This window comes from Citrobacter sp. LUTT5, assembly GCF_009905315.1.
GTDB lineage: Bacteria > Pseudomonadota > Gammaproteobacteria > Enterobacterales > Enterobacteriaceae > Citrobacter > Citrobacter freundii.
On the sequence record NZ_CP047606.1, the window covers coordinates 2303089 to 2326154 of the forward strand.

The 23066-nt window shown below is 50.7% G+C and carries 23 protein-coding genes and 1 pseudogene; 15 read left to right on the forward strand and 9 right to left on the reverse strand.

Annotation, left to right across the window (positions count from 1 at the left end; all coding sequences use genetic code 11):
* Positions 1-17: 17 nt before the first annotated feature.
* A complete protein-coding gene (locus tag GUC46_RS11020; RefSeq protein ID WP_160180188.1) occupies positions 18-1163 on the reverse strand; it encodes a carboxymuconolactone decarboxylase family protein in 1146 nt (381 codons plus the stop codon).
* A 197-nt stretch (positions 1164-1360) separates the two neighbouring features.
* Positions 1361-2149 (reverse strand): enoyl-ACP reductase FabI, encoded by a 789-nt coding sequence (gene fabI / locus GUC46_RS11025; RefSeq protein ID WP_130714612.1) that lies wholly within the window; start codon positions 2147-2149, stop codon positions 1361-1363.
* Positions 2150-2590: 441 nt separating this feature from the next.
* Here fabI and GUC46_RS11030 point away from each other — a divergent pair, with 441 nt between their 5' ends.
* Positions 2591-3280, forward strand: a complete 690-nt coding sequence (locus GUC46_RS11030) for an EAL domain-containing protein (protein ID WP_016150328.1) — start codon at positions 2591-2593, stop codon at positions 3278-3280.
* A 37-nt stretch (positions 3281-3317) separates the two neighbouring features.
* Here GUC46_RS11030 and sapF read toward each other — a convergent pair whose 3' ends face one another.
* Genes sapF through sapA form a run of 5 tightly spaced genes read right to left on the reverse strand, consistent with a single transcriptional unit; the run spans position 3318 to position 8600 of the window.
* On the reverse strand, positions 3318-4124 hold the full coding sequence (gene sapF / locus GUC46_RS11035) for a peptide ABC transporter ATP-binding protein SapF (RefSeq protein WP_003020558.1): 807 nt from the start codon (positions 4122-4124) through the stop codon (positions 3318-3320).
* Between the two features lies 1 nt (position 4125).
* Positions 4126-5118, reverse strand: coding sequence for a peptide ABC transporter ATP-binding protein SapD (gene sapD, locus GUC46_RS11040; protein WP_003020556.1), 993 nt, complete (start codon positions 5116-5118; stop codon positions 4126-4128).
* Positions 5118-6008, reverse strand: coding sequence for a peptide ABC transporter permease SapC (gene sapC, locus GUC46_RS11045; protein ID WP_003020550.1), 891 nt, complete (start codon positions 6006-6008; stop codon positions 5118-5120). Before sapC ends, sapD begins: the two co-directional genes overlap by 1 nt.
* Positions 5995-6960 carry a peptide ABC transporter permease SapB gene (sapB, locus tag GUC46_RS11050; protein ID WP_003020545.1) on the reverse strand — a complete coding sequence of 322 codons (966 nt, stop codon included), beginning with the start codon at positions 6958-6960 and terminating at the stop codon, positions 5995-5997. Before sapB ends, sapC begins: the two co-directional genes overlap by 14 nt.
* The gene (gene sapA / locus GUC46_RS11055) at positions 6957-8600 is read right to left on the reverse strand and encodes an ABC transporter substrate-binding protein SapA (protein ID WP_130714613.1); all 1644 of its coding nucleotides are present in this window, start codon (positions 8598-8600) and stop codon (positions 6957-6959) included. The genes sapB and sapA overlap by 4 nt, the downstream gene beginning before the upstream one ends.
* Positions 8601-8911: 311 nt before the next feature.
* Between sapA and GUC46_RS11060 the strand changes: the two genes are divergently transcribed.
* Positions 8912-9235: a hypothetical protein gene (locus tag GUC46_RS11060; protein ID WP_003840736.1), complete on the forward strand. Its 324-nt coding sequence runs from the start codon at positions 8912-8914 to the stop codon at positions 9233-9235.
* An 8-nt stretch (positions 9236-9243) separates the two neighbouring features.
* Here the strand turns inward: GUC46_RS11060 and GUC46_RS11065 are convergent.
* Together GUC46_RS11065 and pspF are read right to left on the reverse strand one after the other, a co-directional pair.
* Positions 9244-9531 (reverse strand): annotated as a pseudogene (locus tag GUC46_RS11065) (pentapeptide repeat-containing protein); the annotation flags it as partial.
* 44 nt (positions 9532-9575) lie between these two features.
* Positions 9576-10565, reverse strand: a complete 990-nt coding sequence (gene pspF / locus GUC46_RS11070; RefSeq protein ID WP_176691736.1) for a phage shock protein operon transcriptional activator — start codon at positions 10563-10565, stop codon at positions 9576-9578.
* Positions 10566-10720: 155 nt separating this feature from the next.
* Between pspF and pspA the strand changes: the two genes are divergently transcribed.
* The 13 genes from pspA to pgmB all read left to right on the forward strand — a co-directional run bounded on the left by pspA (position 10721) and on the right by pgmB (position 23066).
* Positions 10721-11389 carry a phage shock protein PspA gene (pspA, locus tag GUC46_RS11075; protein ID WP_003020532.1) on the forward strand — a complete coding sequence of 223 codons (669 nt, stop codon included), beginning with the start codon at positions 10721-10723 and terminating at the stop codon, positions 11387-11389.
* A 54-nt stretch (positions 11390-11443) separates the two neighbouring features.
* Positions 11444-11668, forward strand: a complete 225-nt coding sequence (gene pspB / locus GUC46_RS11080; protein ID WP_003020509.1) for an envelope stress response membrane protein PspB — start codon at positions 11444-11446, stop codon at positions 11666-11668.
* Positions 11668-12027: an envelope stress response membrane protein PspC gene (pspC, locus tag GUC46_RS11085; RefSeq protein WP_003020497.1), complete on the forward strand. Its 360-nt coding sequence runs from the start codon at positions 11668-11670 to the stop codon at positions 12025-12027. Before pspB ends, pspC begins: the two co-directional genes overlap by 1 nt.
* An 8-nt stretch (positions 12028-12035) precedes the next feature.
* Entirely contained in the window at positions 12036-12266 is a 231-nt protein-coding gene (gene pspD, locus GUC46_RS11090; protein WP_003020493.1) for a phage shock protein PspD, read from the forward strand.
* A 164-nt stretch (positions 12267-12430) separates the two neighbouring features.
* Positions 12431-14137: a sugar phosphorylase gene (locus GUC46_RS11095; RefSeq protein ID WP_071698439.1), complete on the forward strand. Its 1707-nt coding sequence runs from the start codon at positions 12431-12433 to the stop codon at positions 14135-14137.
* Positions 14138-14153: 16 nt separating this feature from the next.
* The gene (locus GUC46_RS11100; protein ID WP_003840753.1) at positions 14154-15446 is read left to right on the forward strand and encodes an ABC transporter substrate-binding protein; all 1293 of its coding nucleotides are present in this window, start codon (positions 14154-14156) and stop codon (positions 15444-15446) included.
* 20 nt (positions 15447-15466) lie between these two features.
* Positions 15467-16348 (forward strand): carbohydrate ABC transporter permease, encoded by an 882-nt coding sequence (locus GUC46_RS11105; RefSeq protein ID WP_003840754.1) that lies wholly within the window; start codon positions 15467-15469, stop codon positions 16346-16348.
* Positions 16335-17177, forward strand: a complete 843-nt coding sequence (locus GUC46_RS11110; protein WP_003020474.1) for a carbohydrate ABC transporter permease — start codon at positions 16335-16337, stop codon at positions 17175-17177. The genes GUC46_RS11105 and GUC46_RS11110 overlap by 14 nt, the downstream gene beginning before the upstream one ends.
* 27 nt (positions 17178-17204) lie before the next feature.
* Entirely contained in the window at positions 17205-18257 is a 1053-nt protein-coding gene (locus GUC46_RS11115; RefSeq protein WP_160180190.1) for a zinc-binding alcohol dehydrogenase, read from the forward strand.
* Positions 18258-18273: 16 nt separating this feature from the next.
* Positions 18274-19062, forward strand: coding sequence for a sugar phosphate isomerase/epimerase (locus tag GUC46_RS11120; protein ID WP_044710889.1), 789 nt, complete (start codon positions 18274-18276; stop codon positions 19060-19062).
* Positions 19063-19072: 10 nt separating this feature from the next.
* Positions 19073-20128, forward strand: coding sequence for a Gfo/Idh/MocA family protein (locus GUC46_RS11125; protein WP_046670758.1), 1056 nt, complete (start codon positions 19073-19075; stop codon positions 20126-20128).
* The gene (locus tag GUC46_RS11130) at positions 20125-22401 is read left to right on the forward strand and encodes a glycoside hydrolase family 65 protein (protein ID WP_150115579.1); all 2277 of its coding nucleotides are present in this window, start codon (positions 20125-20127) and stop codon (positions 22399-22401) included. Before GUC46_RS11125 ends, GUC46_RS11130 begins: the two co-directional genes overlap by 4 nt.
* A complete protein-coding gene (gene pgmB / locus GUC46_RS11135) occupies positions 22398-23066 on the forward strand; it encodes a beta-phosphoglucomutase (RefSeq protein ID WP_057101436.1) in 669 nt (222 codons plus the stop codon). The genes GUC46_RS11130 and pgmB overlap by 4 nt, the downstream gene beginning before the upstream one ends.

Here is a 23066-nt window from a genome sequence, read left to right on the forward strand (position 1 = left end):
TTCAGTAAGTGGATCGGTTAATCAGTGTCGCCCAGCGCGATTTTCAAGCGATTCAACCATCCGCACAATCCACTCCAGGCTAGCAGGTTGATGGCCTGCTCTGAAGAGATTCCCTGATCGAACAAAGACGTTAACAGTGCGGTGCTAAAGCGGTCGGGCGCCCGGGTCAGCCATTGTACCGCCTGTAGGGTGACGCGCTCAACCGGATGTCGTTGTTCCCAACGTTGTAATTCACGTTCATCCAGGCGAAGCAGGGCGATAACGTCGACTAATTCATTTGCTGTATGCGCCTGCTCGTTAAAGCAGGCCACGCTGCCGTTAATTCGTGACGTCACCAGCGCTGCCAGTGAAAATTCCTGTACTGATACAGTGCTGCGCCGGACAGAGGAAATCAGCGTCGTGAGTAAATCTAAAATGACCGGTGAATGTATCAATAATGGCACCAACGCTTGCAGTTCATCGGGATATCCTCTGGCAGAATTCTCAGCATGGGGGGGATATTTTTCGATCGGGAATGGTGCAGCATGCCAGGTTGTCTTTGTGGCGTTAAATAACGAAGCGTGAGCAAATTGCTGAATATCCAGCCCCGGTATTCGGCGTACCGGATGACCAGACCAGGCCTGAAACAGGGCCACGGTTCGGGCCTGAAAACCGATGAAGCCGATGATTTGATTCATCAGAATATTATCGCTGGTGGTCAGTCCGACCGCTTCCAGATGCTGACGGTCGCGTTCGCCTATCACGGCAGGAGAGCTGGCAAGTTGGCGAGCATATTGGGTGATTTGCGCCAGTCGATAGTTACTTTCCCGCGAGGAGTCCGGACCGGGAAGCGGTGTTAAACGCGCGGCATAGTGATTACACAATCGCTGCACACCATACACTTGAGCGACGGTCAGGGCTGTACTCATACGTTCATAGGCACTGAACGTATGCATCTGATTCAGGTTTACATGAGCCGGGAAGAGCGTCTGGGCAAGTCTACGGGCAGGGGTTAACCAGGATTGAAAGGGCGAAAGAGCGTCATCAGGTAATGCCAGATCCAGTAAAAAACTGTCGTCGACATGAGCGGCTTCCGGGACCAGCGGCAGAACATCTTGCGGATACGTGCTGGATTGCGTCTCATGATACCAGTGGCTTTTGCCTTCAATTCGGCGTTGTTCCATGGGCGTTCCTTGGTCTAAAAGTGGCGACCCGGACTCGTCGTCATACTACTACGCCGGATCGTTTGCGCTGCAATATCCTGACGTAAGCAAATGAGGGGATGAAAGATTGTTACGTGATAATAAATATCAGAAAGGCATATGTGGTGGCTGAGGGGAGTGTCATGGGCGGTGCAAGACCGCCCATCGAGGTCTTAGGATTATTTAAGTTCCAGCTCGTTCATTGCGGCGATGCTGAAGCCACCGTCAACGTGTACGACTTCACCAGAGATACCGGCAGAGAGATCGGAGCACAGAAATGCTGCGGAGTTACCCACATCTTCAATGGTAACGGTGCGGCGAATCGGTGTAACCGCTTCACAGTGCGCCAGCATTTTACGGAAATCTTTAATGCCAGAGGCGGCGAGTGTACGGATTGGACCTGCGGAAATGGCATTCACACGCACGCCTTCAGGTCCCATCGCATTAGCCATATAACGGACGTTCGCTTCCAGGGAGGCTTTCGCCAGGCCCATGACGTTATAGTTAGGGATTGCACGCTCTGCGCCCAGATAGGACAACGTCAGTAGCGCAGAGCCAGGGTTTAGCATGGAACGACATGCTTTTGCCATCGCAACAAAGCTGTAAGCGCTAATGTCATGCGCAATTTTAAATCCTTCGCGGGTAACTGCGTTCACATAATCGCCATCCAGCTGATCAGCAGGTGCGAAGCCGATTGAGTGTACGAAACCGTCGAATTTCGGCCAGGTTTTGCTCAGTCCAGCAAACATGGCGTCAATGCTGGCATCTTCAGCCACATCACACTGCAAAACAATGTTGGAGCCTAATTGCGCTGCAAATTCTTCCACACGACCTTTCAGCTTGTCGTTCTGGTAGGTGAACGCCAGTTCAGCACCTTCGCGATGCATCGCCTGAGCGATTCCCCATGCGATAGACAATTTACTGGCAAGGCCTGTCACCAGAATACGCTTACCTGATAAAAAACCCATGGCTTTAATCCTTTTTGTTAACACTTATCTTTTACCAATCAATGAATTATGATTGACGCGTTAAGCTCACTCGAAATTGGTCTGAAATTATATCCCACGCCTTTTCCCTGAGGAATGGTTATCAACCTCACGTGACCAGTCACTTCATTGCATGTGGGAGTATATCATTCCCCTCCGGTTATGCTTCGTTCAGGCATTTAACGTCGGTGAATCAGAGAAAATGCAAGGTTTCAAAGGCATTGAAATGGTATTATTTCATTGCTAGCTGATGTTAATAAACATAGCAAGGTAGGAACTTTCTTAAAACAAAAAATATGACAATATTCAGCTTGTTATGATATATTGTTTTTATCGATCAATATCGACACATTGATCGATATTATTGATTGATTGTGATTAGAAGTGCATTATCATGATGTTATGATCAATTGGAGTGGTCTTATGCACTATCATTTCATCGCGGAAACGATGAGAGACACAACAGATAAATTACTGGGCGTAGAGATCAACGCCCGGTTTACTTCAGATACGGTTCAACCGTTGCATCCAGATTTCATCATTTCAGCGTGGGATAGCGAACAAAAGCGTAATTTCATGCTCGAGCAAATTCGATTAATTGCCGAAAAGCGTGACTGGTTTGAGCGCAACAGCCTTATTTGTACCCTGAAACTCATTGACGAAATGGCGCTGTTGGCGATTGGTGATCCAGCCATCAAGTCGGCCTTACAGGCACTACCATTTATTGCGCTGGAACTTTCAGAACGTTTTCTGACGAATACCGTGTGCCTGAATAGTCTGTTGATTAATTCACTTCGCGACGGCCCAAACGCATTGTGGTTAGGCGATCTTGGCTCCGGCAGCGTAGGGGCCAGCCCGCTGGTTTGCGGTCATTTTGACGTTGTTAAACTGGATCGCGGTTTCTTCCTGGAACAGGTAGAAAAACCGATGTTCCCGGTGCTGATCAAAAATATCAGGGAATATTGCGACCGTGTTGTAGTGAAGGGAGTCGAAACAGCACAACTTGTCGACGAGGCCAGTGCTGCAGGTGTCTGGGCAATGCAGGGTGCCCTTTACCCGTCAGTCACGTTTACCGAAGTTGATACGCTGCTCTTACCTACGTTGTGTCACTGATGGCAGAATGCCCCCCGGTTGAGGGGGCAGTCGTTTGTTAGCGATCTTTCCGCCAGGCGTCGGCGGTAAGCGCTTCGCCGAAATGACCTGCAATCAGGCGACGGGTAAGTTCATGCAACGGGGAGGCCAGAACGTCCGCTGTACTGCCGCGCTCAACAACTTCGCCCTGATGCATGACTAATACCTGGTCGCTGATGTGCTTCATCATGCCAATATGCTGAGTCACATAGATATATGAAATCCCCTGTTTTTCCTGTAATTCCAGCATCAGATTGATGAGCTGCGAACGCATCGACATGTCCAGAGAAGCCAGGGCTTCGTCGGCGATAATGACTTTGGGTCGTAAAATGAGCGCACGGGCAAGGCCCAGACGCTGTTTTTGCCCCGGCGCTAACATATGCGGGTAATAGCTTACGTGATCCGGCAGCAGTCCGACCATGCGCATGGTCTCCACGATCTGTTTACGACGCTGCTCAGGCTCGAGGTCGGTATTCAGACGTAGTGGAAAATCGAGGATCTGTGAGATACGTTGCCGAGGATTAAGCGATGTTGACGGATCCTGGAAAATCATACGGATCCGCTGACTACGAAATGAATAATCACCATATTTTAACGGATGATCGTCAATCAGCAGCTCACCGCTGGTAGGTTCAATCATACCCGCCAACATTTTTGCCAGCGTAGATTTCCCTGAACCGTTTTCACCAATGACGGCGAGCGTCTGACGTTCGCGCAGGGTGAAACTCAGGGGCTTGACGGCCTCCACGGTCTGGCGGCGAAATAAACCTGTCCGGTAGCGAAAGGTTTTGCTCAGATTACGAACTTCGAGCAGGGTTTCTACCATCTCACTCTCTCTCCATGTTCAGCGGGAAATGACAGGCGTAGAGATGATTCTTTGCTCCGGTCAGTCTTGGGGTTTCAATACATTCGCGTTGTGCATAAGGGCAGCGTGGCCCCAGACGACAGCCGATGGGTAATTGTTCCAGCAATGGAATTGCTCCTGGCATGGTATTCAGGCGGCTTTTGTGCGGCATTGCGCTACCAAAATCAGGAATAGCGCGAATCAACGCTTGAGTATAAGGATGATGCGGAATGGTCACCAAATCTTTACTTGGCGCGGTTTCCACCGTTTGTCCGCAGTACATAACGTTGATTTTGTCAGCCCACTGGCTGAGCATTTGCAGGTCATGGCTTATCAACAAAATGGTGGTATTGCTGTTTTGATTCAGACGGGTTAGCAGACGGAAAATTTGCGCCTGGGTGGTTGGCTCCATCGCGTTCGTCGGTTCATCGGCAATCAGCAAGCGCGGCTGATTCGCCAATGCGATAGCGATCATGACCTTCTGGCATTCGCCGTCGGTTAGCTCATATGGGAAGCTGCGCATGGCATCTTTATGGTCTTTTATCCCGACGCGGTGTAAGAGTTCAATCGCACGGCGTTTGCGCCAGCCGATGCGCTGCCACCAGCGGCCCTTGTAAGTCCAGGCAGGAATATTTTGCATTAGTTGCCGTCCGATCCGCTCAGACGGATCGAGACATGACTGTGGCTCCTGAAAGATCATAGAGACGTTATGACCGACCAGTTTGCGTCGTTCACGCGCGGAAAGACGTAGCAGATCGATATCATCAAAACGCATACGGTCTGCGGTTACGCGCCAGTTATCTTTAGCGACGCCGCAAATGGCCTTAGCGATCAGACTTTTGCCGGAACCAGACTCGCCGACCAGCCCGCGGATTTCACCCTCGTTGAGGGTCATGCTGACGCGATCAACTGCCTTAACCCAGTCGTCACCGGTTCTGAATTCTATCGTCAGGTTGCGGATATCCAGTAATGGCATTATTCCACCCCCGCAATAATTGCGCGGCGCACGCCGTCACCCAGTAGGTTAACCAGCAGCACGCTTATCATAATTGCTGCGCCTGGCAGCATGACCGTCCACGGTGCGACATAAATCAGCTCCAGCGCGTCGCCGAGCATGGCCCCCCATTCCGGGGATGGCAGCTGTGCGCCAAGGTCGAGAAAACCCAGCGCGGCGATATCCAGAATCGCCATCGACAGTGCGCGGGTGATTTCAGTAATCAGACCGGCGGTAATATTGGGCAGAACGGCAAACCACAGAATATTCAGTGTGGTTGCACCATCCAGGCGAGCGGCAATGACGTATTCTTTCTCCAGCTCGTCATGCACCATGCTGTAAACGGAGCGCACCATGCGCGGTAGCAAAGCCAGCCAGACGGCAAACATGGCGTGTGTCAGATGCGGTCCGGCAAAGGCCACCACAATAATCGCCAGCAGCAGAGAAGGGATTGACAGCAGGGTGTCCAGAATGTGGTTCAGCACAGCGGAGCGCAAGCCGTGCGTCGCACCGGCAACTACGCCCAATACAAGGCCACACAGTGTGGCGGCAAGAGTGACGACAAACGCGCCTCCAACGGTCGGGGCCGCGCCGCTGAGCAGACGACTTAAAACGTCTCGTCCCAGATCGTCAGTTCCGAGGAAGAAAGAGACTTCGCCATAGCGTGACCATGACGGTGGTAAAAGCTGATAGCCGAGAAATTGCTGATCGATGCCGTAAGGGGCAAACCAACCACCAAAAATACACAAAACAGCCAATCCCGCGCAGCCATACAGGCCGATCATCGCAGTTGCATCACCATAGAAATTGCGCCATGCGGTGCGCAACGTACCTGGCGGGCGTTTTTCGCTATAGACGCTATCGTAAGGCATACCATTCCTTATGTTTCAGAGGGTTAGCCATAGCACCCAAAATATCAGAGATAACGTTGACGATGATAACCAGTGAGCCAATCACCATAACGCCCGCTGAAATCGCCGCGTAATCCTGCTGGCGAATCGCGTTAATCAACCAACGACCAAGACCAGGCCAGCTAAAGACCATCTCGGTGATCATCGCCAGCGTCAGCATGGTGGAAAACTGTAAGCCCAGACGCGGGATCACCGGCGGGAGGGCGTTGTGCAGAACGTGACGGCGCAGAATCGTTAAGCGTGACAAACCGCGTGTGGCTGCCGCTTTGACGTAGTTTTGATCAAAGACCTCGATGGTGCTGATACGCATCAGGCGAATAACTTCGGTAGTAGGGGCGACGGAAAGCGTCAACACCGGGAGCACCATATGACGGATAGCGCTGACCAGCATTTCATCGCGCCAGGGTGAGTCGGAGATCCACGCATCAATAATGGCAAAACCGGTAACGGGTTTCACCTCGTAGAGAAGATCAAAACGCCCGGAAACGGGTAACCAGCCGAGGGTCAGTGAGAAGAGCAATGTCAGCAGCAGAGCCAGCCAAAAAACGGGGATAGAAAACCCCATCAGAGCCAATGCGCTGATGCAACGATCCTGCCATTTGTTGCGCGTGATGCCTGCCAGCATCCCAACGGGGATCCCGACCATTAGTGCAAAACCAAAGGCAAGAATGCACAGTTCCATTGTGGCCGGGAACACCTCTTTCAGCTGTTCTGAGATCAACTGACCGTTGATACTGGATACGCCGAAATCCCAGTGAATGAGACCATTGAACCAGAATACCCAGGCGTTCCACAACGATGCGCCCTGTAACGGCGCATGAGGTGTGAAGTAGCTCAGGCTGAATCCAATAAAGGTCAGAAAGAACAGGGTGACCAGCAGCAACAAAAATCGACGTAGGGTGAAGATAATCATGGTTTTTTCACCTCATCTTTCTTTTCCCGGGACACCCCGGCAAAAGAGGAATTGCCGAACGGACTGAGCACCAGCCCTTTGATGTCGTAGCGGTAAGCCTGTAGACGCAGTGAAGAGGCCAGCGGCAGGATCGGTAACTCTTGCGCTAGAATATTTTGCGCTTCGTCATAGGCATCTATTCGCGATGAAAGCTGCTGCGAAGAGAGGGCTTTGCGCAGAATGCTGTCAAACTGCGGATTACACCAGTGGGCAAAGTTGGTCTGCGAATTGATGGCGGCACAGCTGAGCAACGGCCGGAAAAAACTGTCAGGATCGTTACTGTCCGTCGCCCAGCCGGATAACGTCAGATCATGGTTCATATCCATTAATCTTGCCTCCTGAAAACGGCCTTCTACCGGGATGATCTTCACTTTCACACCCACCTGAGCCATATCTGCCTGAATCAGCTCTGCGGTTTTCAGCGGACTGGGGTTCCAGGCCTGAGAGCTGGTAGGAACCCAAAGTTGTAACGTCAGATTCTCCAGCCCCAGCGCTTTTAGCTGCTCGCGCGATTTTGCCGGGTTGTACTCTGTAATTTTAGCTTCGTTATCATAAGCCCACGAGGCGCGAGGCAAAATAGATGCCGCGGTTTCTGCCGTCCCGTAGTAGATAGACTGCATTAACCGTTGGTTGTTGATCGCTAGCGCCAGCGCATGCCGCACGGCAGGGTTATTCAACGGCGGTTTATTGGTGTTGAACGCCAGGTAGGCTATGTTCATCCCCGGGCGCAGCGTCAGACGCAGGCGAGGGTCATCACGCAATATGCTGAGCTGGCTGGCGGCAGGCCAGGCTAAAACGTCACATTCGCCGGTCAGTAACTTTGATAACCGTCCGGTTCCGCCAGAACCGAGGTCCACTACCACCTGCGGCATCAGAGGAGTGCCGCGCCAGAATTTTTCATGCCGCTGCAACCGAATATATTGGCCGGCACGATTCTCCGAAAGTTGGTACGGTCCTGTGCCGACAGGTTGTCTGTCGAGCAGTTCCTGACGATCCTGTTTTGCCAGGTTAGCCGCATATTCCGCCGACATTACGGAGGCATAGTGTGTGGCAAGATGCCACATAAAGGAGGCATCAGGTTGAGTTAAGCGGAATTCAACGGTGTTGTTGTCCAGTTTGCGCACACTTTGGACGTTATCGGCGAACTGCAGGCTGTCGAAGTAGGGGAAATTGCTGCCGTTCACATTGTGCCATGGATGGTGGCGATCAAAGATGCGCTCGAAGGTAAACACCACATCGTCTGCATTCAGTCTGCGGGTGGGAGTGAACCAGGCGGTCTTTTGAAACTGTACGTCACGACGCAGATGGAAGCGGTAGGTTGCGCCGTTATCCAGCACCTCCCAGCTTTCAGCCAGCTCAGGCACCAGTCGATAGGTGTAGGGATCTACATCAAGCAGTCGGTCATACAATTGGGCCGCTAACGTGTCGACGATGAGACCACTGCTCGTTTTTTGCGGGTTGAACGTATTGACCTGCCCGCTGACGCAATAGACAAACCCACTGTCACGGATATCAGCGTGCGAAGCTTGCTCAGGCGCAGCAGCAGCCTGACCACTCAGAAATCCAGCCATCACGATCAGAGATGATAAAACCAGGCGCATAATTTTAATGGATTATATAAAGAGGCTATCTTACTAATACTTAATGACATTTGCCATTACCGTTTGTTTTTGGGAGCAACAGGTTCGATAAGCGCGAGTTCAACACCGCGTCATGGTCAAAATTCATACCTGCTATCCACTTTGAATCTACTCTGTTAACTATCTTAGCATTTTCATGCCCCATCTGACTTGTTATAAACGCGGTGCAGGATGTGGACAGTTGGCGTAATTTGTTACGGTTTCCTCGCTGTGACAAAATGCGTAAGCGATTACAATGCGTTAGTGTACGAATCAACGGGAATATTTAATAAATGAGCAACTTAGCGGATTATGTCAATGCTATAAAAATAGGCAAAAATGTTATTTGTATTGAGGATGTCAGTAAACGGGATGACATGGCTGAAGTTGAGATTATAAATAAGACATGGCTTCATGATTCGGGAGTGGTTATTCGTTGTTCTCGCGAAAATGAATTGGTTAAATATTCATCAAATGCCTGTCCAGAATGCAGCATTAGATGGCATGTCGTTGATGCGGCAGGTCAGGATATTCGTCCACTGGAGAAAACGTTTCACAATGCTTGCCAGGAGTCGTACTGGTTAAAAGTAAATCGTCAAACGCATCTCCCGGTGTAAACGCTGGGCTAACCAATCACAGCGATACCGAGCAGTTCCATGAGCAACGATGCCTGGTAGTTGTCTAACTTAACGCCTTGTAAATCAACACCCCGAATATCTAAGTCACCTAACTCCGAATTGGTCAGATCGCAATGTGCGAAGTTTGCTGCTTGCCAGTCGAAAGTAGAAAACTTGCCGCCGGAGAGATCTGAGCCACTGAATGTCGCACCCAGTACCTGAGTCCCCATCCAGCGGTTCTCCCGCAGCTCACACTTTTCCAACACGACTTTCGAAAAATTGGCGTAGCTTAGATGAGGTTATGCGTCAAACCCGCCAGTATGACACTTGCAAATGCGTGCTAGATCTGGTGTTTCTTCAGCAAGGCTCGTAGCTGATGATAAGTGAGACCCAGTAATTCAGCGGCTTTTTTCTGGTTAAATTTAGCCAGCAGTAAGCTGGTTTGTAGAAAGTCTTTCTCTTGTTGTTGTTGGAATTCACGCAGATCCAGCGGTAATGCTACAGATGCTGGTTTTGCTTCCTGCACCTGAGATTCCACAACATGGCGGCGGAAGGGGTCAATGATTATCTCATCCAGCGGGTAATCACTGGTCCCATGTCGATAAACGGATCGCTCCACGACGTTTTTCAGTTCACGAATATTGCCCGGCCAACGGTAGTGGAGGAGCGTTTCTCTGGCTTCGGCACTAAACCCTGGAAACAGTGGTAACCCGATCTCGCGGCACATCTGAATAGCAAAATGCTCGGCCATTAACATTATGTCGCTTTGGCGTTCGCGCAACGGTGGGAGTTGCACTACGTCAAAGGCCAGACGATCCAGCAGGTCCGCGCGAAAAGTACCTTCGTTGACCATGCGAGGTAAGTCGGCATTGGTTGCACAAACAAGTCGTACGTTAACCTGCAACGGCTGGCTGCCGCCAACACGTTCCAGCTCTCCATATTCAATAACGCGCAGCAATTTTTCCTGCACCAACATCGGGGCGGTTGCCAGTTCATCGAGAAACAGCGTACCGCCGTCGGCGCGTTCGAAACGTCCAGGATGGCGTTTTTGAGCGCCGGTAAAGGCACCTGCTTCGTGACCAAACAGTTCGGAATCAAGCAAGTTCTCGTTGAGCGCTGCGCAGTTAAGTGAAATAAACGGGCCTTGCCAACGGGTGGAGAGATAGTGCAGGCGGTTGGCAATAAGCTCTTTCCCAGTACCTCGCTCACCGATAACCAGGACAGGCTTATCCAGCGGCGCCAGATGAGAAACCTGCTCCAGCACTTCAATAAAGCTGTTTGCTTCACCCAGAAGATTATCTTTGTATCCTGCCATGATGAAATTCACCATTTGTTAGTGTTATTCACCAATTTACCCTAATTCTCTCGCCAGGTAAAATTAGATATAATTATTAAAATCAATTAGATAAAAAGTTGGCACGCCAAGTGCATTACGAAATCAGCAGGGCATAGCCCGATATCAGAACAGTAAGTGAGGATTACATTATGGGTATTTTTTCTCGTTTTGCCGACATCGTGAACGCCAACATTAATGCGTTGCTGGAAAAGGCTGAAGATCCGCAGAAGCTGGTGCGGTTAATGATCCAGGAAATGGAAGATACGCTGGTTGAGGTGCGTTCAAACTCCGCACGCGCTCTGGCAGAAAAGAAACAATTATCTCGTCGTATCGAACAGGCCAGCGCGCAACAGGCAGAGTGGCAAGAAAAAGCTGAGCTGGCGCTGCGCAAAGAGAAAGAAGATTTGGCGCGTTCTGCGTTAATCGAAAAACAGAAATTGACTGACCTGATTGCCTCTCTGGAGCATGAAGTCACGCTGGTTGACGATACGCTGGCGCGTATGAAAAAAGAGATTGGTGAGCTGGAAAATAAACTCAGTGAAACCCGTGCTCGTCAGCAGGCGCTGATGTTACGTCATCAGGCAGCGAGTTCTTCACGTGATGTTCGTCGTCAACTGGACAGCGGTAAACTTGATGAAGCGATGGCGCGCTTTGAATCTTTCGAACGTCGTATCGATCAGATGGAAGCTGAGGCTGAAAGCCATAATTTCGGTAAACAGAAGTCCCTGGATCAGCAATTTGCTGACCTGAAAGCAGATGATGAAATCAGCGAGCAGCTGGCGCAACTTAAAGCCAAAATGCAGCAAGACAAGCAATAATAACATCTGGCGGTGCCCGATCGCGCCGCCGCTCATCACCTGTAAGGAGTACTCATGAGCGCGCTATTTCTGGCTATCCCGTTAACTATCTTTGTGCTGTTTGTTTTACCGATTTGGCTCTGGCTGCATTACAGCAACCGTTCCAGTCGTGGTGAACTGTCGCAAAGTGAACAGCAACGTCTGGTCGAACTCAACGACGACGCACAGCGGATGCGTGAGCGCATTCAGGCGCTGGAAGACATCCTTGATGCTGAACATCCAAACTGGAGGGACCGCTAATGGGAGGCGTTAATCTGAACAAAAAACTGTGGCGTATTCCGCAGCAGGGCATGGTGAAGGGGGTTTGTGCGGGTATTGCGCATTATCTCGATGTGCCTGTGAAGCTGGTACGGATCCTGGTGGTGCTGTCAGTCTTTTTTGGTCTGGCCTTTTTCACCTTCGTCGCCTATATCGTGCTGACATTTGTGTTGGATCCGATGCCGGATAATGTGGTTTCCGGCGAGCAGCAGCCATCAAGCGGTGAGCTGTTGGATGCCGTCGATCGCGAGCTGGCGGCTAGTGAAAAGCGTTTGCGTGAAATGGAACGCTATGTGACGTCCGATACTTTTTCCTTACGTAGTCGTTTCCGCCAATTGTGAGGTTAGAAATGAACAATCGCTGGCAACGTGCCGGGCAAAGGGTTAAGCCGGGCTTTAAAATAGCAGGTAAGCTGGTGCTTTTAACGGCGCTTCGCTACGGCCCGGCGGGGGTAGCAGGGTGGGCGGTGAAATCCGTCGCCCGACGCCCGCTAAAAATGCTGCTGGCGTTGGTTCTGGAACCGGTGTTGAGTCGGGCCGCGGCAAAATTGTCGAAACGATATTCCGGTAATCGAACCTGATATTTGAATCAGTAAAAGCAAGCAACAATTAATCAACATTCCCTCAGTTAATTTGCGGCAGCTCACAAATACGATTTTTTGGCTGCCAAAATTCTTTTTTTACCCCCCTCCAGACCACCTCTGCTAATTGACAGCTTATTTCCCGCAGAGTAGTCTCTTGGTTCATGGGACCGCTACCACGAGAATCGAAGGTGAACCAAAAAATCCAAAAATGCCTGACAGAAGTTTATGGTCATACATTTACTTCATGCCACTATGAAGCGCTGTTTGCACGTTTAGAGAAATCACAGGGATTAATTAAAAAAATCCGTAAAGCGCATTGGGACGAGGGCGATGTGGTGCTTATTACCTACGCCGATCAATTCCACGGGGTTGGTAAAAAACCGTTGCCGACGTTTAATCAGTTTTATAATGAATGGCTTAAGTCGACATTTTCTCATGTGCATCTTCTGCCATTTTATCCGTGGTCATCAGATGATGGTTTTTCCGTGATTAATTACCATCAGGTTGCCGAAGAAACCGGTGACTGGAATGATATTAAGGAATTAGGTGAGTCCAGTCGACTGATGTTTGATTTTGTTTGTAACCATATGTCAGCTAAAAGCGAGTGGTTTAATAATTATTTGCAACAACTTGACGGTTATGAAAATTTCTTTATTGCAATGGATCCTGATACGGACCTGAGCAACGTCACACGTCCTCGCGCATTACCGTTACTGACACCATTTACGCTAAAAGATAACACCGTGCGCCATTTATGGACGACGTTCAGCGATGACCAGATCGATCTCAACTATGCCAACCCGGTGGTGTTACTGGCGATGGTCGATGTGCTGCTGAGCTATCTTGAGCAGGGCGCAGATTATGTTCGCCTGGATGCGGTTGGCTTTATGTGGAAAGAGCCTGGAACGAGCTGTATTCATCTGGAAAAAACGCATCAGCTTATCAAACTATTCCGCGCTATTGCTGACTGCGCGGCGCCTGGTACGGCGATTATTACCGAAACCAACGTCCCGCATAAGGATAACGTGTCCTACTACGGTAATGGCCATGATGAAGCGCATATGGTGTACCAGTTCTCGCTGCCGCCGCTGGTGCTGCATGCGGTACAACGCCAGGACACGTCGATATTGTGTCAGTGGGCGCAATCACTGGAGCTGCCGTCTGGTGAGACAACCTGGTTTAATTTTCTCGCATCACATGATGGCATTGGTCTCAACCCATTACGCGGTTTGTTGCCTGAAGACGAGATCATGCGGCTGGTGACAGAACTACAACAGGAAGGTGCGCTGGTTAACTGGAAAAATAACCCTGATGGCAGTCGCAGCCCGTATGAAATTAACGTGACATATATGGATGCGCTAACCCCTGGTAATTGTAGCGATGCCGAACGGTTTTCTCGCTTTATTCTCGCACATGCCATTTTGCTGAGTTTTCCAGGCGTGCCGGCGGTTTACATTCAAAGCATACTTGGATCACGCAATGATTATAAAGGTGTTGAGACGTTCGGTTATAACCGCGCGATCAACCGCAAAAAATATCAGGTGAGACAAATAGAAGCGGAGCTGGCAGATGAAACCAGTTTGCGTCACGCTATTTATCATGAGTTATCCCGGCTAATTGTAATACGTCGTAATAATAAAGCATTTCATCCTGATAGTGATTTTCAAATTAACAGTATTACACCAGCCGTAATGCAAATTAAACGTACTGCGGAAACAGGTGAGGAAATTACCGGGTTATTTAATGTCAGCGGTCATACTCAAACCATTCGTATTGATATAGAAAATGGAGTTGATTTGATTGGCGGTAAAACTATTTCCGGTAAGGAATTAACGTTGTACGCCTGGCAGGTCATGTGGGTTAAGTAATAAAAAGGAACATTTCATGCTTAAAGCTAAAATTGTGCTGATTTCAGCACTGGTTTCCTGCGCCCTGGTTTCCGGGTGTAAGGATGATAAAAAGTCCTCTGTCGCGATTGAATTTATGCACTCTTCTGTTGAGCAGGAGCGGCAGGCGGTCATTGCAAAACTGATTGAGCGTTTTGAAAAAGAAAACCCGGGCATCAGCGTCAAACAGGTTCCTGTGGAAGAAGATGCTTACAACACCAAGGTCATCACCCTGGCGCGCAGCGGTTCACTACCTGAAGTCATTGAAACCAGCCATGACTACGCGAAAGTTATGGATAAAGAATCCCTCATCGACCGTAAAGCGGTAGCGCAGGTCATCAACGGTGTAGGTGAGGGTACTTTTTATGATGGTGTCCTGCGTATTGTACGCACTGAAGACGGTAGTGCATGGACCGGGGTTCCGGTCAGCGCCTGGATTGGCGGGATCTGGTACCGCAAAGATGTGCTGGCAAAAGCCGGACTGGAAGAGCCAAAAGACTGGCAGCAATTGCTAAACGTGGCGCAGAAGCTCAACAATCCTGGCAGTAAGAAATACGGCATTGCGCTGCCGACGGCAGAAAGCGTTTTGACCGAACAGTCATTCTCCCAGTTTGCGCTCTCTAACCAGGCCAACGTTTTTGATGCGCAGGGAAAGATTACGCTCGACACACCTGAAATGGCGCAGGCGTTGCAGTATTACCGCCAACTTGCCATGAACACTATGCCTGGCTCGAACGACATCATGGAAGTCAAAGATGCTTTCATGAACGGCACGGCGCCAATGGCGATTTATTCCACCTATATCCTCCCGGCGGTGATCAAAGAGGGCGATCCTAAAAATGTTGGCTTTATGGTGCCGACGGAAAAAAATTCCGCTGTTTACGGCATGCTGACGTCGCTGACCATTACCGCAGGTCAAAAAACCGAAGAAACAGAAGCAGCAGAGAAATTTGTCACCTTTATGGAGCAGGCAGACAACATTGCGGACTGGGTCATGATGTCGCCAGGGGCGGCGCTGCCGGTCAACAAAGCGGTGGTGAATACTTCGACGTGGAAAGATAACGCTGTTATCAAAGCGCTGGGTGAATTACCCGATCAACTGATTGCCGAACTGCCAAATATTCAGGTCTTTGGCGCCGTCGGAGATAAGAACTTTACCCGCATGGGCGACGTAACCGGCTCCGGCATCGTGAGTACCATGGTGCACAACGTCACGGTAGGAAAAGCTGACCTTTCATCGACCATCAAGGCAAGCCAGACAAAACTGGATGACCTCGTTGAACAGCGCTAATGGGGAAATGGAAAGCCGTGATGAATAAGTTCTTTTCAGGTCGATCTGATATGCCATTTGCCATGCTGCTGCTGGCGCCCAGCTTGCTGTTATTGGGCGGTTTAGTGGCGTGGCCAATGATATCTAACATCGAAATCAGCTTTATGCGTTTGCCGCTTAATCCGCAAATTGAGTCTACGTTTGTCGGGCTGAGCAACTATATCCGTATCTTATCCGATCCCGGATTCTGGCATTCGCTGTGGATGACGGTCTGGTATACCGCGCTGGTTGTGGCAGGGAGCACGGTGCTGGGGCTGGGAGTGGCGATGTTTTTTAACCGTGAGTTTCGTCTGCGGAAAACTGCGCGCTCACTGGTCATCCTCTCTTACGTAACGCCATCAATTTCGCTGGTGTTTGCCTGGAAATACATGTTCAACAACGGCTACGGCATTGTGAACTACCTCGGCGTGGATCTGTTGCATCTCTACGATCAGGCTCCGCTGTGGTTCGACAATCCCGGTAGCAGCTTCGCGCTGGTCGTGTTGTTCGCCATCTGGCGCTACTTCCCGTATGCCTTTATCTCGTTTCTGGCGATTTTACAGACTATTGATAAATCGTTGTATGAGGCGGCAGAAATGGATGGCGCGAACGCCTGGCAACGGTTTCGCATCGTCACGCTGCCAGCGATCATGCCGGTGCTGGCGACCGTAGTCACGCTGCGTACGATCTGGATGTTTTATATGTTCGCCGATGTTTATCTGCTGACCACTAAAGTCGATATTCTCGGGGTCTATCTCTATAAAACAGCGTTTGCATTTAATGACTTAGGTAAAGCGGCCGCGATTTCTGTTGTCCTCTTCGTCATCATTTTCGCTGTTATCCTGCTGACCAGAAAACGGGTGAACCTCAATGGCAACAAATAAGCGCACGCTTGGCCGCATTGGCTTTTACTGTGGATTAATTGTCTTCCTGGGCATCACGTTATTTCCATTTTTTGTGATGCTGATGACCTCATTTAAAAGCGCAAAAGAGGCGATTTCGCTGCATCCGACGCTGTTACCGCAGCAATGGACGCTGGAACATTACATCGACATCTTCAACCCGATGATTTTCCCCTTTGTTGACTACTTCCGTAATAGCCTGGTGGTATCGGTGACTTCTTCGGTGGTGGCGGTATTTCTGGGCGTGCTCGGGGCGTATGCGCTTTCCCGCCTGCGTTTTAAGGGACGAATGACCATCAATGCCAGTTTTTACACGGTGTACATGTTTTCGGGGATCCTGCTGGTGGTGCCGTTATTCAAGATCATTACGGCACTCGGCATCTACGACACCGAAATGGCGTTGATTATCACTATGGTCACCCAGACGCTGCCGACCGCAGTGTTCATGTTGAAAAGCTATTTCGACACCATTCCGGATGAGATCGAAGAAGCTGCGATGATGGATGGGTTGAACCGTCTGCAGATCATCTTTCGTATTACCGTGCCGTTGGCAATGTCTGGTCTGGTTTCGGTCTTTGTGTACTGCTTTATGGTGGCGTGGAATGACTATCTGTTTGCTTCGATTTTCCTTTCCAGCGCCAGCAATTTTACCTTACCGGTCGGTCTGAACGCGCTGTTCAGTACACCTGACTATATCTGGGGACGCATGATGGCTGCATCGTTAGTCACTGCATTGCCGGTGGTCATTATGTATGCGCTTTCCGAACGTTTTATTAAAAGTGGTTTGACCGCTGGCGGCGTGAAAGGCTAAGCGGCCAGTTTAATTAAGGAGTTGTAAATGAAGAAGTTAGTTGCCACAGAACCGCGCGTTGCAGCGCTGGTGGAATATGAAGACAGAGCGGTATCCGCCAATGAAGTTAAAGTTCGCGTTAAATTTGGCGCGCCGAAACATGGCACGGAAGTGGTCGATTTTCGCGCTGCCAGCCCGTTTATTGACGAAGATTTTAACGGTGAATGGCAAATGTTTATGCCGCGTCCGGAAGGGGCACCGCGCGGGATCGAATTCGGTAAATTCCAGCTTGGCAATATGGTGGTGGGCGATGTTATTGAGTGTGGCAGCGATGTGACCGAATACGCCGTTGGCGATTCAGTTTGCGGCTACGGTCCTCTGGCTGAAACGGTTATTTTTAATGCGGTGAACAACTACAAACTGCGCAAAATGCCTGAAGGCAGTTCGTGGAAAAATGCCGTGTGCTATGACCCGGCACAGTTCGCCATGAGCGGTGTGCGCGATGCCAATGTGCGCGTCGGCGACTTTGTTGTCATCGTCGGGTTAGGGGCAATTGGCCAGATCGCCGTACAACTTGCTAAGAAAGCGGGTGCGTCAGTGGTTATTGGTGTGGATCCGATTGCCCATCGCTGCGATATCGCGCGTCGCCATGGCGCTGATTTTTGTCTGAATCCGATTGGCACCGACGTGGGCATGGAAATTAAAAAGCTTACCGGCAAACAGGGTGCGGATGTGATCATCGAAACCAGTGGCTATGCAGATGCGCTGCAGTCGGCGTTACGCGGTCTGGCCTATGGTGGAACCATTTCCTATGTCGCTTTCGCGAAACCTTTTGCTGAAGGTTTCAACCTGGGGCGTGAAGCGCACTTCAACAACGCCAAAATTGTCTTCTCTCGCGCCTGCAGTGAACCGAATCCAGATTATCCGCGCTGGAGCCGCAAGCGTATTGAGGAGGCCTGCTGGGAACTGTTGATGAACGGTTACCTGAACTGTGAAGAACTGATCGACCCGGTAGTGACTTTCGCCAGCAGCCCGGAAAGCTATATGCAGTATGTCGATCGCCATCCGGAAAAGAGCATCAAAATGGGTGTGACGTTTTAATTAAGGAATGCAGAAGATGAAAATTGGAACACAGAATCAGGCTTTTTTCCCGGAAAATATTCTCGAGAAATTCCGTTACATCAAAGAGATGGGATTCGACGGTTTTGAAATTGACGGTAAGTTGCTGGTCAATAACCTTGATGAAGTAAAAGCGGCGATCAAAGAAACAGGTTTGCCTGTTACCACTGCCTGTGGAGGATATGACGGTTGGATCGGTGATTTTATCGAAGAGCGTCGTTTAAACGGGTTGCGGCAGATTACCCGCATTCTCGAAGCGCTGGCCGAAGTTGGCGGACAAGGCATTATTGTACCTGCTGCATGGGGCATGTTTACCTTCCGCCTACCGCCGATGACCTCTCCGCGTAGCCAGGAAGGCGATCGTAAAGCTATCAGTGATTCATTGATTTATCTTGATAAAGTTGCCCAGCGTACGGGTACGGTGGTGTATCTGGAACCGCTCAACCGCTATCAGGATCATATGATCAACACCCTGGCGGATGCCCGTCGCTATATCGTGGAAAATAATCTAAAGCATGTGCAAATCATTGGTGATTTTTACCATATGAATATCGAAGAAGACGATATGGCACAGGCGCTGCACGACAATCGCGATCTGCTGGGTCACGTCCATATTGCGGATAACCATCGTTATCAGCCGGGAAGCGGTACGCTGGATTTCGCTGCACTGTTTGACCAGTTACGTGAAGATAATTATCAGGGCTACGTTGTGTACGAAGGGCGCGTACGAGCAGAGAATCTGCCGGAAGCGTATCGTCAGTCACTGGCCTGGCTGCGTACTTGCTAAGAGGATTTCCGTGAAAAGTGCACTGACAAGCGCTCCGTTACGTGTCGCCATTATTGGTGCCGGGCAGGTGGCGGATAAAGTTCATGCTTCGTACTACTGCACCCGCAACGATCTGGAACTGGTGGCTGTCTGCGACAGCCGCCTGTCACAGGCGCGGTTGTTTGCAGAAAAATACGGTAATCCGCAGGTTTGGGACGATCCGCAAACGATGTTACGCGAAGCTAAGCCAGATATCGTCAGCATCTGCTCGCCCAATCGCTTTCATTATGAACACACCATGTTGGCATTGAACGCTGGATGCCATGTGATGTGCGAGAAACCTCCGGCAATGACGCCAGACGAGGCGTTGGAAATGTGTAAAACGGCGCGTCGGGTGGGAAAAGTACTGGCTTATGATTTTCATCATCGTTTTGCGCTGGATACGCAACTGCTTCGTGAGCAGGTGATGGCCGGTATTCTGGGTGAAATCTATGTCACCAATGTCCGCGCTTTGCGCCGCTGCGGCGTGCCCGGCTGGGGAGTGTTTACCAACAAAGAACTGCAGGGCGGCGGGCCGCTGATTGATCTCGGTATTCATATGCTTGATGCCGCCATGTATGTGCTGGGGTTCCCGGCGGTAAAGCGTGTTAACGCGCACAGCTATCAACGCATTGGCACGATTAAAAACAGCGGTCAGTTTGGGAAATGGGATCCCACTACATATACCGTGGAGGATTCTTTGTTCGGCACGATTGAATTTCATAACGGCGGTATCCTGCGCCTGGAAACCTCTTTCGCGCTGAATATTCCTGAACAATCGATTATGAACGTTAATTTCTGCGGCGATTTGGCGGGGGCGACGTTATTCCCGGCCCAGGTTTACACCGACCGTGATGGTACGCTTGACGTGCTGCTTGCGCGCGAGATGGCTGATGACAACCGTCATTATCGCAGCATGGAAGCCTTCGTTAACCATGTCCAGGGCGAGCCTGTCACTATTGCTGACGCAGAGCAGGGCGTCGTTATTCAACAACTGGTTGCCGCACTGTACCAATCGGCTGAAACAGGGACCTACGTAGACTTATGACGAAGCCAGTAATGCTAACTGAACCGGCTTTTTGCCCACACAGCCTGAATAAATATGCGTCACTCATGACGACCGGTAACGGGTATATGGGAATTCGCGCCAGCCACGAGGAAGCTTACACCTTACAGACTCGTGGCATGTATCTGGCTGGGTTGTATCACCGTGCGGGTAAAGGCGAAATTAATGAACTGGTTAATCTACCCGATGTAGTCGGAGTGGAGATCACGCTTAATGGCGAGATTTTCTCGCTAACCAGCGGCGTGATTGAAAGCTGGCATCGCGAACTGGATTTTGCCAGCGGGGAATTGCGCCGTGCGCTTATCTGGCATGCACCTGGCGGGGCGCGTTTCGCTATTGAGAGTCGGCGGTTTGTCTCGGCACAGAAGCTGCCGCTGGTTGCTATGGAAGTGGTCGTAACGCCACTGGATGCCGATGCCAGCATTGGTATCTCAACCGGTATTGATGCCACGATCACCAATCATGGTCGTCAGCATCTGGATGAAACACAGATTAGAGTATTTGGTCAGCATCTTCTGCAGGGCATTTACACAACCCAGGACAATCGCAACGATATCGCGATCACCTCATATTGTGACGTCGACGGCGCAGCGCAGCGCTGCTTCACGGCGAAAGAACGTCGGTTGTTACAACACAACACCGTGCAGGCGCAAGCCGGGCAGCGCGTCACGCTGACGAAAATGAGTTGGGTTGACTGGACGAGCGAACGCAACCTGTCGCTTGAGACCTGGGGACGCCAGTCGCTACGTAACATTGAAGCATGCGCGCAACAGGGATATGACGCTCTGTTGGCTGAGTCGAGCGCCAACTGGCATGCCTGGTGGCAAACTCGTCGCGTTCAGGTTACCAGCTCTGATATTAGCGATCAGCGTGCGCTGGACTATGCGCTCTATCATCTGCGTGTGATGACCCCAGACCATGATGAGCGAAGCAGTATTGCGGCCAAAGGTCTGACGGGTGAAGGGTATAAAGGCCACATCTTCTGGGATACTGAGGTCTTTTTGTTACCGTTTCACTTGTTTACCGAACCGAAAACCGCGAGAGGTCTATTGCGTTACCGCTGGCATAATTTGCCGGGCGCGCGTGAGAAAGCCCGCCGTAACGGTTGGCAGGGCGCGTTGTTCCCGTGGGAAAGCGCTCGCAGCGGTGATGAGGAAACGCCTGAATTCGCGGCGATCAACATCCGTACCGGGCTGCGGCAAAAAGTGGCCTCCGCACAGGCTGAACATCACCTTGTGGCGGATGTTGCCTGGGCGGTAATCAATTACTGGCATGCCACAGGGGATCTAAACTTCATGACCCGTGAGGGCATGACGCTGCTGCTGGAAACGGCGAAGTTCTGGATTAGCAGGGCTGTCATGGTCAACGATCGTTTAGAGATCCACGATGTGATTGGCCCGGATGAATACACTGAGCATGTGAACAACAATGCGTTCACCAACTACATGGCTAGGTACAACGTAGAGCAGGCGCTGGGTTTTGCCCGTCGGTTGGGCTGTGGCGATGACACGTTTATTCATCGCGCAGAGCATTTTTTACAGTATCTCTGGCGACCGGAAGTGCAGCCCGATGGCGTGCTTCCTCAGGATGATACCTTCCTGAACAAACCGGTTATCGATCTGTCGCAGTACAAAGCCAAAGCGGGCAAGCAGACCATTTTGCTCGATTACTCCCGTGCAGAAGTCAATGAGATGCAAATTCTCAAACAGGCTGATGTCGTGATGCTGACCTACATGTTGCCGGAGCAATTTAGCCCGCAAACCTGTCTGGCTAACCTGCGTTATTACGAGCCACGTACGATTCACGACTCCTCTTTGAGTAAGGCGATTCACGGGATTGTGGCTGCGCGTTGTGGTGATTCGGCTCAGGGGTATCGGTTTTGGCGCGAAGGTTCGCTAATCGATCTCGGGGATGACCCGCACAGCTGCGATGATGGTATTCATGCGGCGGCAACGGGCGCAATCTGGTTGGGCGCTATCCAGGGATTTGCCGGAGTGAATGTTCGCCATGGGGAGTTACATCTTGCCCCTGCATTACCGGAACATTGGCAAACACTGTCTTTCCCACTGCGCTGGCAGGGTATCGATTTGCAGGTAACCATCAATGCAACTGAAATCCGCATTAACAGCGCCGAGCAGATTACTCTTTGGGTAAAAGGGGAAAAGATCTCTTTTCAGGGGGAGATAGTTATCTGCAATGACGCCATTATTTCGCCCACTTATGGGACCGCTACCACAGAAAGGGGTGATGAATGATCCTCAAACCACAGGCCATCATTTTTGATTTAGATGGCGTGATTACCGACACTGCACATCTGCATTTTCTCGCCTGGCTGCAGGTAGCCGGTGAAATAGGGATTGCGATTGACGAGGCATTTAATGACAGCCTGAAAGGGATTAGTCGCGGCGAATCGCTACAGCGTATTTTGCAATATGGCGGGAAAGCGGGGGAGTTTACACCTGAGGTTTGCGCACAATTGGCCGAGAGAAAAAACAGACTATATGTCCATTCTTTGCGCCAGTTGACGGTGAACTCGGTATTGCCGGGAATACGTGAGCTGCTGATGACGTTGCGGGAAGAACGGATTCCGGTGGGGCTGGCCTCTGTGTCGCTCAATGCCCCTGCGATTTTACAAGCGCTTGATCTTAAATCTTATTTTGATTTCTGTGCGGATGCCGCGTTAATTTCTCGCTCGAAACCGGATCCGGAGATTTTTCTGGCAGCCTGTGCGGGCCTTGGCGCTGACCCACAACAGTGCATTGGCATAGAAGATGCTCAGGCGGGTATTGATGCGATCAACGCCTGCGGCATGCTCTCTGTTGGCATTGGTACGGGGCTGAACGGAGCAAGCTTGCAACTTCCTTCAACCGAATTTCTGACGTGGCCGTGCTTATCGGCTCTCTGGCAACACGACAAGTAA